The following is an 11,825-nucleotide window of genomic DNA, read 5'->3' on the forward strand; positions in this document are numbered from 1 at the left end:
TGGTGCTCGTCTTAATGGTCTAAAAAGTTAAGCACTGCTTCATTGAAACGATCTGGATTAGCTAGAAACATAAAATGGCAGCCACCGTCATCGGGCTCAAAGATATTGAGTTGTGATCCAGCTATTTTTTTTTGTGTCCACTCTTGACTCTGCCATGGCACCAAGCTGCCGCGGCCACTAAAAATAAGTGTCGGAAGATCGATCGTTCGAATAACTGGGCGCCAATCGCCGGGCGCACAATTCCAGAGATATTCCGAGGCAAGATGGCGAGGTAACTTTAGATTCTCGTCTACGATCCAATTGAATTCATCATTTGAAATGTTGCTGTCGATCATATTTGTGAGCATTGCTCGCGTCACTTCTTTGGCTTGATCGGACTTCAGATTTTGGCAAGTCTCTTTAAGCTCTTCATTCGTAAACAGTGCACCAGCGTTTAATATCTCCTCTTTAGACCATGATGGTGAATAGATCAGGCTCGCGGGTTGTTCTGCAATCACACATCCGCGGAGTCGATCTGCGCCATACCTACGCCAGTAATTCCACAGAATTTGGTTTCCCATTGAATGCCCTAAGAGCGTGAGGTCGTGAAGGTCAAATGACTCAATAATTTCTCGTGTATCAAGTGTCAGCCGATCAATGGAATAACCCGTTTCAATATTTGAAGAGTCACCATGTCCGCGCAGATCCATCGCAAAAACGCGATATCTAGTAGACAGGCCTTCAATTTGATGTTTGAACATCGCAGCTGTTTGTGACCAGCCGGGAATCAATAGTATTGGGGGGCCGTCGCCAGCAATGAGCAAATTGATTTCTGCGCCATCACTGGTCACAAATTGTGATGATGAATATGACATGTCTTAAGAAGATATCTTAAAAACAGACAACCTAAAGGCATCAGTATTTTAGAGGGGTTCTGTTGCTTTCGTGGAAGACTCTGGTGCATCTTGCTGTAAGACGCCAAGCACGCCTGTGATAATCATTTGTGCTGCAATGCATACGAGCAAGAAGCCCATTATTTTTGTTACAGCGTTCATTCCAACCTCACCAAAGATTTTGAGCATATGTCCGGCATAGTGAAGCGGAATCCAGGTAATAAGAATGGAAGCAAATGTCGCGAGGGTTGCCGCGGTCCACACGGCCCAACCATGATTTCTAGCGTGCTCGCCAGCAGTAATAACAACAGCGATCGCACCTGGCCCGGCAATGAGTGGAATCGCCAATGGGCAAAATGAGATGTCTTGGCTCTCACGACTCTCTTCTTCTTCTCGAACCGATGCTTTTCGATGCTGTTTGGCTTGCAATAATCCCCAGCCAATAGAGCCAACAATAAGGCCGCCACCGAGGTTGAGGGCATTGAGTGTGATGCCAAAGAAGCTCAGAATCCACGGTCCGGCCCAAAGGAAGATAAGCAAAAGAACGCACGCATATAGGTTCCCCTTGAGGGCCTGCTCTCGGCGTACTTTTTTCGAAGTCCCCTCGGTGATTGAGAGGAACACACCGACATTTCCTAATGGGTCAGTGATGACCAGGAGCGCTACAAGAAGAGCAATGAATTCATCGGTAAACACTTCAAGTCCATCGGCAGTTTTGGTCTTTGCCCCGCAGCAATTATGAATAGCGGTGGTGTGGGCTTCGTAGACTATGTCACTGGTAGGCCTCTGGTCCGTCTTCTAATGGCCCTCACCAAAACAATCAGGGCAATAAAAGAGGCAATGACCGCAGCTATGAAATAACCCGAAAGTGCAGTCTGAAGTGCATTGAGTTCGTGAGAATCAGTCAATGCAATGATTGATCCAGGTAAATACAAGAAGATCGCGGCCCCAAGGAGACCAAGGCAGTTTACTACTGCAACTGTTGTGCCCGCTAGATGAGGACTCACACCTGTGCAAGCCAATGGAAAAGTGAGTCCACTTGCTGAAACCGATAAGCCCAAACAAAAAAAGCAACCAACAACAAGAAGCCAAGGCCATGGTGTTGATACAAATATGATTGGCCACAGAATGGCGCTCGTACTGAGGCAACCGATGAGAAGTAAGGATCTTCCCCAGCCAGTGCGATCTGCAAGTAGGCCGAAGAGTGGGCAGCCAATAGCAAGGCCTAGAAACATCCATGAGGTTAACTCAGCAGCCTCTGTTTGGTTTCTTCCAAAGGCTTCTTGAAGCGGTAGATTCCAGAGTCCTCCCAAGCCGAAGACCACGCCGGCCAGTAAAGCGTAAATTAAGCCCATGCGCCAAACATGCCCTCGTCTCAGTACTTGTTTCAACGCGGTTGAGAAAGGAACGGCCTTCTGAGCCTCCTGTTGGCAAATAGGCGTTGGAGCGCATTTTTGACGGACAGTAAGCCAAACAAATGCCGCCAGCGGAAATGACATGAGCGCTGCAAGAGCGATCACCCATCGCCAAGAGATAAAAGATAAGACTGATGTGACACCAGTCTGGCCAATAATCGCGCCAGTTCCAATAGAGCCTTCGGTCAAGCCAAGCGCAAGTGCGAGATAGGCAGGTGCAATTCGAGCTCTCGCTACAATTGCAGCGCCTGGGAAAGCGAAAGCGGCAGCAGCGCCCATCAGAAGACGAGAAACAAGCGCAAGCGTAGGTCCCTCGGCAAACGCCAAGAGCAATCCACAAAGGCCAGTGGCAATAACAGCCGCTGGTAGTAGGCATGCGGGCCTGAAGCGATCGAGTATGAGTCCTGCTGGGATCTGCATGGCAGCATATGAGAGAAAAAAAGCTGCCGAAATGAGTCCCAGGTCATTTGTGTCCAGGTTGAGGTCTGCCTTGAGATCAACCTGCATAGCCGCTAAAGACGACTGAAATGCCATCTGATAGGTCACGAAGAAGGCTGCCGCTATCCACGCGATCCAGCCCATCTTGGCGGTGCGTCGACTGCAGTGCTCAGTCGTAATCAGTGAGGGCGGCATTTGTTGCTTCAGATCATTCAAGGATCTGTTTCACCATCAACTGAGGTAGTGTCCTTGGCCGAATCAGACAGATGCGAAGGAAAAATCGGCTGAGGCCAGATGTGATTGTTTCTTTGAAAATGATAATGATTGCCGTCTCAACTTATGCCAATATCATAAATGAAGTTGATTAATTGCGGTTCAATGGCCCTGGCGTATCATATCCAAACTCGATACCAGTCCGTATTATTTACTGATTGATGAGTTTGAGGCGGGGATTTTTGTTTCCACATGGCACAGTAGATTGCCGTGAGGGTGATAAAAATCATGTTCGTAAAAAAGAACATCAAAAATCCACAGTCAGACACTATTACTTTGATGTGCATCACTGTTATCCTATGACACAGTGAAGAAAGATCTGAAGGGGCGGAGGCTCCAGTCCCGAGAGAGGAAGAGTGCAGCCGCCGGCTAAAAAGCCGGCGGCTGTGTTTTTGTCAGGTATCTGATTCGAATCAGAGCATTCATTTCATACGCCTGTAGAAATAAGTAAACGTTTGTGTACTTTTTCTTCCTAATAAAAATTGTAAACAGAATCTCAATGGAACCAGCCACGCGAGGTGGGCGTAGGGGCCTGTATAGAATGTGCGGCTACTTGGTTAGGTTGAGCACAAAAGAGTTTGGGGGCTAACTCGGAGATATCACCATATGCAATGGTCTTATTCAGTGTCCATGCGTTGTTCGGCAATGATGGCATCAGCAGCATTACTTTGCTTTACATATAGCGGGCTCACTCAAGAAGTGGTGGAAGTGGGTAAGGGCTCTTACTACGCAACCATTCCTGATGGATATGAGCGGCCAAGCAATAACAACGGGCAGGTTGTTACGCCACGCGTCAGCGATACATTCCAGGGTGCAATTCCTACGAATGAGTGGTGGAGTTCACTGATCTGGGAAAGGTATGCGGGAAATTCGACCGGGCAAAACATGTATCCACTGCCTTTGGCACTGAAAGCTCAGCAAGGAGGGCTTAGCCTAGCGCATTTAAAGGGTTTTAGTATTAGTGACGTGGCCTATTTTCAGCCTTTCAATGCGGCAGTCACTGTTGGTGTAGAAGGCCTGCTGGCATCAGAAGTAGAAGTCGCCCATGCAGGGGATTGGTCAGTCACGGCGTCGTGGTCTGATGATGAACATTCAATGCAGGCGACTTTTGGGCATGGTCTCCCATACGTTTACTTTGATATTGCCGGTGGTGACATCATTGTTGAGATCGATGAGGTGCAGGGAACCCTAATAATTGATCAGAGTACGGTGGTGTTCGATGTGGCTGGTGCTCGTTATGCATTATTTGCTCCAACGGGATCCCAGTGGACACAAGATGGGCCATCAGTTCTGCGTTCAGCACTCGATGGTCGAGGTTATCTCAGTATTGCAGCACTTCCTGATGCTTCAAGTAAGACACTCTCACTCTTTAAGGAGCATGCTCATGTCGTGGTCCAAGACACACAAGCATCTTGGACTTATGACGAACAGGCAGGCGTAGTCAATGCGCACTTTGAATTGGAAGTGAATGTCAAAGAAGGAAAGCAAACGGAACCTTTGGCAGCACTATTCCGACATCAATGGTTGCATACCGCGCATCCCATGCTCGGTATAAGCTATGCCTCACCTCGCGGCCTTATGAAGTTAGTTAAAGCAAAAACGTTTGATGTCGCTTTGCCATATGCAGGACTGATGCCTTGGATTCCTGAAACAGGAGCAGTCGATGATTCGCGCCTCACTCAATTCTTGCAAGAGGCATTTGCTGAGCCAGAGTTATTTTCAGCGCCCGATACATACTGGTTAGGCAAGGCACTGGGGCGAGCGGCCCAGCTTCTGCCTTTGGCCGAGCAGGTGGGGATGAACGTTGAAAAAGAGCAGCTTATAGAACAGATGAAGACAGAGTTAGAAGATTGGCTCACTGCTGGCTCCGCATCAGGTGATGTAGAGAACGGCGAGCTTTCTGCGTACAGCAAAATCGAAGCTGAAAATTATGATCAAGCAAATGGTGTCGCAGTCTGTACTGATCAAAACGAAATACAAGCGGTATGCAGTTTTGGCGATGGTGACTGGATTCAAATAAGTGACGTTGATTTCGGTGTCACTGATCCTCCTGGAGCAGTACTGCGGGTTGCTTCTGGTGTTGGTGTCGGTGGCAGTGCATTGGTGGAGTTACGGCTGGATTCATTTGACGGACCACTTGTTGGAAATGGAGCAATTGCCAATACAGGTGGTTGGGATGTATGGACTGACTTTAGTATTGCTGTGAGAAGTGAGGTGCTAGAGCAGTTAGACGGTATTCATGATCTATACGTTGTTTGTGATACAGGGTATCCAGGTGATGTATGGAATCTTGATTGGCTTCAGTTTGATGGGGGCAATGGTGGATCATCAGGTGGGACAGATGAAACATTCTTCGCTCGTGACGATACATGGAGCACATTGATCGGCTATCCATCTTCATATGGCTCCGCGGGTGAGCTTAATGATCATCATTTTCACTACGGCTACTTTATTACTGCAGCTGCTTTCGTTGCAATTCATGATCCGGAGTGGGCCGCATCAAATCAGTGGGGAGGCATGATTGATTTACTTATCAAAGATGCAGCCAACTGGGAGCGAGACGATGATCGCTACCCATACCTTCGTAACTTTGATCCATACGCTGGCTACTCATTAGCATCTGGGCACCAAGGTTTTGCATCAGGAAACAATCAAGAGTCATCTTCAGAGGCGATCAATTTTGCATATGGCGTGATGCTTTGGGGGCAGGCGACGGGACGGGCTGAGATTCGAGATCTTGGTATTTATCTCTATGCAAGTGAAGCCGCTGCAATTGCTCAATACTGGTTTGATGTAGATAACGTGGTATTTCCTACTGCATTCCCTCATCCCATGATCTCGATTGTTTGGAATAACGGCGGCGACTATGCCACCTGGTGGACAGGTAATGTTGAGGAAATACATGGCATCAACATCTTGCCAGTAACAACCGCAACGCTACATTTGGGGCATTGGCCGCAGATGATTCAAGACAACTGGAACTACTTGCTGAGTCGAAATCCAGGCCAGCCAACTGTGTGGCAAGACATCTTGTGGAGTTTTCTGGCCATGAGCAGTGGTCAGGAAGCACTTGAGGCCTTTGATTTGAATCAAAGCTATGCGCCAGAGCCTGGTGATTCTCGAGCACACACCTATCAGTGGTTGGCAAGCATGAACCACCTCGGGCAGGTTGTTTCTGACGTCACTGCTGACATTGCTAGCTATGCCGTGTTTGAGAATGGTGGACAGCGAACATACATGGCATGGAATCCAACAAGTGAGGAAAGGCAGGTTGTGTTCTCGGATGGATTTACGGCTTGTATTGCTGCGCAGACTATTCAAACATTGAATGATCAAGAAGTGGTTTGTCAGTGTCAGGGTGATCTTAATGGCGACAGTCAGGTCAACATCAGTGATTTTACAATATTCCTTATTGCGTTCGGGCAAACAGGGGAGAACCAAGCGGACTTCAATGGCGATCTCATTGTCGATATCAACGACTTTTCCATATTTCTCATTGGCTTCGGGTCAGTCTGCCAGTGATTGGTTATTGGTACTTGAGTGGGCAACTAAATAGGAAACGCTATTCATATTTGAAAGTGGATTTGTGAGGATGACATCGTGAAGAAAGACACAAGGAAGTGCGGTCGAAAGAGCCAATAACGTAGGCGCGCCTAAATAAGTCGATTTTTTTGAGCGCGCTGAATTGTGAGACACAGCTGAATGAAATCTTTTTGTATTTTGAGGGTTGACTGTTGTCTACAAATCGTAAAATTTGTTGTGAAAGAGGCGTTGCCTTTTTTTTAAAATCGTGCGAGGAGAACGCACATATGTTCCGAATGAGTTCAAGAAGAAGGACTGATCGAGTATGTATGGAATTCGCGTTTTCTCATCACTGTATTGCTGCGCAGCGATTGCTGTCGCGGCAAGTCTGACGCAATCAACAGAAGCTGCTACGCCTGCCTACTATGGGACAGCCTGCCCCAATGGCAATGGCCTTCGCTATGAGGTGCATACTGATCCAGATGTGATCCTATGTCTCATTTTCTTGGGTGCCCCTGGAGCCGGCGGCTATGCCATGACTCAAAATGAGCCGGGTTTGTGGTCAATAGATGTGCCGCAAGCAAATCCAGGTGATCAAATCGCTTTTTCTCTTTTACTTCAGAATCCTCTGCAGTACGTTTATCCTGACCATCAATTTGTGTTAACAGACGAGTGCTATAGCTTTGATTGGACCGACGTGACGCCTCCACCGGCACGAGGGTTCCGTCAATCAATAAAAGAGCTCAATGGAACTTATCTGTGGGCGTTTGAGGCAGGTGGTGAGTCTGGCAATATTCCTGCAACAAATCACGTTGAAGTTGGTTACAGACTTAATAACGGCCCGTTGTTAACAGCCATACTTGGTGAAGATGAGCCTGGCCGATGGACAGGAATTGTTCCTGGTGCTTCAGCAGGCGATCAAATTGAGTATTACTACAAACAGATGATCGGTGTGCAGCCAATGGATACGACACGTTTCACTCGAACACTCGGTGAAGCAGAGGAAGCTATTCCAGACTATCCCATCACAACTGTTACAACAGGTCGTTTTCGTGATCGCCATCCCAATGAATGGCGTTTTGATAATTACGTTGACCTTTATAGTGTTGCTCGCACTTATGAAGTAAAGGTCATTGACTATGGCAACAAAATAGATGTCATCACAACAGTTGATGCAGAGGTAGGCGTGGGAGGTGTAGACTTCAAATACTTCGTTCAAAGTGGTCCATATGATGAAATGTGTGATAGGCCGCTTACGAACATCAACCTCAACATGGATCGCAATGGTCACATTTTTACGAAGACAGTTGAGGATCTCACGCCAGGTGCGATTATCGAATGGGACTACACATTTCTGGGTCTGCCGGCTGAAAGTCCTGTTGGTCAGTATTACAGCGAGTTCTTTTACTATCACGTCGGGCAAGGACGGTTTGGGAAATACAGTAATCCACGAGCCTATGCGGCGGGCGACGCATCAATTCCAGAGGTTGTCACGCCTCGATTTGGTTTTGCCCAACATGCCCAACGCCTAAAAATCGAGGAATTGAATGCGTTTATGGCAGGTAAGGTTCGTTTTGAAACGGATCATATGAATGGCGACTTAATTAATCTGCCTACGTACTTTGATTGTTGTTCAGGCCCGATTGGTTTTGTGATGAATCAAAGTCCTGTATTTCAAACTGGTCAAATTGGTCCTAAATTTAATAGTGCTTCTTGTATCTCATGTCACATGCTTGATGGCAAAGGGGCAACACCGAATCAAGGTATGGATTTGCAAGCGCTTGTGATGCAGCTCTCTATACCTGGCGCCGATGAAAATGGTGGGCCAGTTGCTCATCCATATTATGGCCATCAATTCAACACACAGTCTGTAGAAGGTTCTCAAGCAGAAGGAAATCTAAGGGTTGACTACACCGAACAGTCAGGGGCATTTGCCGATGGTGAAGCGTATTCATTGCGAGTACCAAGCTATCGATTCAGTGAAATGGCTTTTGGTGCTCTTGGTAAGAATGTGCCCGATGTTGATGGGACACCTGGATACCGCGGTATGGCAGAGGCCTCACCACGGATGCCGCCCATGCTTGCTGGTCTCGGCTTGTTGGAATCTGTAAGTGAGGAAGACATTCTTAGTCGTGTTGACGAAACTGATCACGATGGCGATGGAATTTCAGGCCGACCGAATTGGGTCTACGATCATATGAGTGATTCAATGAAACTCGGTCGTTTTGGCTGGAAAGCCAGTCAACCAAATCTTCTCCAGCAAACCGCTGCAGCTTTTCATCATGATATTGGCCTGACTTCACCTATTTTTCCAACAGCAGATTGCGGTGATGATGATGAGCAGTGCAATGATATCGAAGGCAGTGGTGTGGAAATTAGTCAAAGTGACCTCAGTCTTGTCGAAGCGTATATTCGCGGTCTGACACTTCCACCGCGGCGGAACTTTGAGGATCCAGATGCAATTGCTGGTATGCATTTGTTCAAGCGAGCAAACTGTCACACGTGTCACACACCAAGTCTTCAAACTTCGCAGAACTATCCTATTGTCGGATTCCGTGGCCAGCGAATAGAAGCATTTACGGACATGTTATTGCATGATATGGGACCGGGACTTGCAGATAATCGACCGCACTTTGATGCATCTGGCAGTGAATGGCGTACACCACCCTTATGGGCACTGGGATATGTAAAGCATGTACTGGGTGTACCTGAGACCTGCACAGATCCTTTTTCAGGTGGTGCTCAACCAAATTTCTTGCATGATGGTCGAGCGCGGTCTGTTTCAGAGGCGATTCTTTGGCACGGTGGCGAAGGTCAGAGTTCCAGAGATTCTTTCATCGCAATGACAAGCACAGAACGTTCTCAGTTACTGGCCTATCTTGAATATCCCTTTGCTGATCCAATCTTTGATAATAAAGAGACCCTTTGCCCATCAGACTTCGATGGCAGCGGCGTGGTTGATATTGGCGATTTTTCAATTCTGTTGCTGGAGTTTGGGACGGTTGGTTCATCACCAGCCGATCTTAATGGTGACAGTATTGTTGACATTACTGACTTCGGGGCATTTCTTGTGGCTTTTGGCACAACCTGTTCTGAATGAAACGGGCCTCACCAGGTTATGACTCTTGCTCTGTTGTGTTATTGGCCGGCAGCGATTGTATTGGGCTGCAGATCGAGTAGAGGAAGAATGGCGTGGGTTGAGAGATTGATGCTCAGCGGCAGTTGCTGTTGTTTAAAAAGATCAACCTGAGCTTCAAATGCTGCTTTCCTTTGTAAGCCAGATGGAAGTGAAATACATGGCTTGCTGAGCAGTACGATCCGCCGACCGTCTACGATCGAACGCGAGAGCTCTTCACGGAATTCAGCAATCCATGGAATCGCGTTCTGGCCTGATAATTTCCCGCTGTCATCAAGTGGGCCGGTCACCCAGAGCCAGACGGTTGTGGACAAATCTTCGCCTATTGGTATGAGCGATTCGAGAAGATCAATTGCTCGTAAGCGTTCACTGGGTAACGACAAATCGTAACGCTCAATAGCAAGATCACCATCTCTGAGGCGACGTCTGTAGATAATCTGCGTGGCTTTATTCGCAATTTTGGGGTCAATCCATCTGCCGGGTGGCAAGAGGCCCTTGCCCTCAGATTGTTCCTTAAGACTCGGATTCTCCACAAAGATCGGGATGATGTGTTTTCGGCGAACTTCTCGGCCAAAGTACTTGCAGTCTGAGAGACTAATTCTCTCGGCACCGATACGCATGATGACTTCCGGGCCAAGGTGCGAAGCATCGATCAGTGTCTGTGTATCTTTGGCCAACGATCTCAACGCTATTCGAGCATTCGTGATCTGGCGCGCAAGAGCCGGGGTGGCATGACGTAAGGATGAAGTGGCCAGCCCAAAGAGCGTATCACTACGGGGGAAGCTGCCAAAGAGAGCATCAGCTGATGGAAGTTGGGTCCAACCATGGTCATTTTCTATTTCAAAGACGATCATCGGGTGGAGAGAATCGCCCTCCTGAATGATGGTTGCAGCTGCAGTTATCCAACTGGGGGGCAACATCAGGGCGTGGGACTCATGCCGGTAGGGGTGATCTTGCTGTGAGAAGAGAGAGTCTCGAAGGACAAATATGCCTCGACATGAAGCGGCGACATGGCGCCATCGGAGAGATACAGTTTCGCCAGTATCAGAAAAGTCGCCTGACGATGTACGATCACCGCGCATGACAATATTGTTTCCTTCATAGAAGAGATTCTCAAAGAGCTGGTTCACGGGCAGTTGTATACGAGGTACCACGTGGTAGTAGCGAGGTGGGGCCTCAAGTCGGCTATTCACTTCAAAATGAGAGCCAGAGCCAGAACATACGATGGTGATTGTCAGCAGAATCTCATAAGCAATTGTCATGTATGCAGCTCATCGGCCAGATTGACCAGCACGCATCTAAATCAAATCAGATCAAAGAGAACTATATTCAGCGCGTGACTTAGTCATTCTCGATTTTTGAATTGGTTTATCTCCGCTTACTGCCTTGGTTGAGAAGTTGATTGGACTTCATATCTATCGGTGAGCTCTCGTCTTCATTTCTGGTAGATACCCACTGGAGAGCAGGCAGGGGCTGTCTGAGTATCAAAGAACCATAAAATGTACTGATCAGCTTGGTATGGTTCCCACCAGTGAGCTATATTGCAGGAGATGGCTGTAGTTTCGTTTGTTCCTTTGTGGTTGCCTTATAAGAGATAATCAGATGTACGGTCTTATTAATAAAGCAGTACGAGGTTTGGTGCTCGATCAGTTTGGAGCGGATGCTTGGCAGCGGATTCGCCAGGCCGCTGGCGTTGATGATGAAGACTTCATTGCAATGGATAATTATGGCGACGAGGTGACATATAAGCTTGTTGAGGCGGCTGCAGTCGAGCTAGAGCTGGAGCCGGAGCAGGTTCTGCAGGCCTTCGGGGAGTATTGGGTCGACTATGTCGCAGATGAAAATTATGGCCACTTAATGCAAACGGCCGGCCAGTCTTTTCCAGAGTTCCTGGCCAATCTCGATCAGATGCATGCTCGCGTCAAGCTGACTTTCCCAAATCTAGAGCCTCCATCTTTCTCAGTTACTGATCAGACAGAGAACTCCTTGCGACTGCACTACTATTCAAGTCGCCAAGGATTAGGCCCATTGGTAGTTGGATTGCTCCATGGATTGGGACGGCGATTTGATACCAGTGTCAAGGTGGAATCAGGTCGAGATGGTGAGGGCTCAGAGGCCCATGACGTTTTTGATGTGGAATTTCACGCTGCCGTAGTAGATCAATCCTGA

7 protein-coding genes are annotated in these 11,825 nt (G+C 47.8%); 3 read left to right on the top strand and 4 right to left on the bottom strand.

Translation table 11 applies throughout. The annotated features are described in order from the left end of the window. Nucleotides 1-11 precede the first annotated feature (11 nt). The 3 genes from P8J86_08080 to P8J86_08090 all read right to left on the bottom strand — a co-directional run bounded on the left by P8J86_08080 (nt 12) and on the right by P8J86_08090 (nt 2,941). Nucleotides 12-854 (bottom strand): alpha/beta hydrolase, encoded by an 843-nt coding sequence (locus P8J86_08080; protein ID MDG2054651.1) that lies wholly within the window; start codon nt 852-854, stop codon nt 12-14. Between the two features lie 48 nt (nt 855-902). Next, entirely contained in the window at nt 903-1,568 is a 666-nt protein-coding gene (locus P8J86_08085) for a MarC family NAAT transporter (protein MDG2054652.1), read from the bottom strand. Nucleotides 1,569-1,639: 71 nt separating this feature from the next. Beyond that, nucleotides 1,640-2,941, bottom strand: coding sequence for an MFS transporter (locus P8J86_08090; GenBank protein MDG2054653.1), 1,302 nt, complete (start codon nt 2,939-2,941; stop codon nt 1,640-1,642). A gap of 663 nt (nt 2,942-3,604) precedes the next feature. Here P8J86_08090 and P8J86_08095 point away from each other — a divergent pair. Together P8J86_08095 and P8J86_08100 are read left to right on the top strand one after the other, a co-directional pair. Then, entirely contained in the window at nt 3,605-6,520 is a 2,916-nt protein-coding gene (locus tag P8J86_08095) for a glycosyl hydrolase (protein MDG2054654.1), read from the top strand. Between the two features lie 325 nt (nt 6,521-6,845). Next, nucleotides 6,846-9,620 (top strand): di-heme oxidoredictase family protein, encoded by a 2,775-nt coding sequence (locus P8J86_08100; GenBank protein ID MDG2054655.1) that lies wholly within the window; start codon nt 6,846-6,848, stop codon nt 9,618-9,620. A gap of 38 nt (nt 9,621-9,658) precedes the next feature. On the opposite strand, the gene P8J86_08105 is transcribed toward P8J86_08100, so the two are convergent. After that, nucleotides 9,659-10,918, bottom strand: a complete 1,260-nt coding sequence (locus P8J86_08105) for a hypothetical protein (protein MDG2054656.1) — start codon at nt 10,916-10,918, stop codon at nt 9,659-9,661. Between the two features lie 340 nt (nt 10,919-11,258). On the opposite strand from P8J86_08105, the gene P8J86_08110 reads away from it, so the two are divergent. After that, a complete protein-coding gene (locus P8J86_08110; GenBank protein ID MDG2054657.1) occupies nt 11,259-11,825 on the top strand; it encodes a heme NO-binding domain-containing protein in 567 nt (188 codons plus the stop codon).

Source organism: Phycisphaerales bacterium, assembly GCA_029268515.1.
Classification (GTDB): domain Bacteria; phylum Planctomycetota; class Phycisphaerae; order Phycisphaerales; family SM1A02; genus JAQWNP01.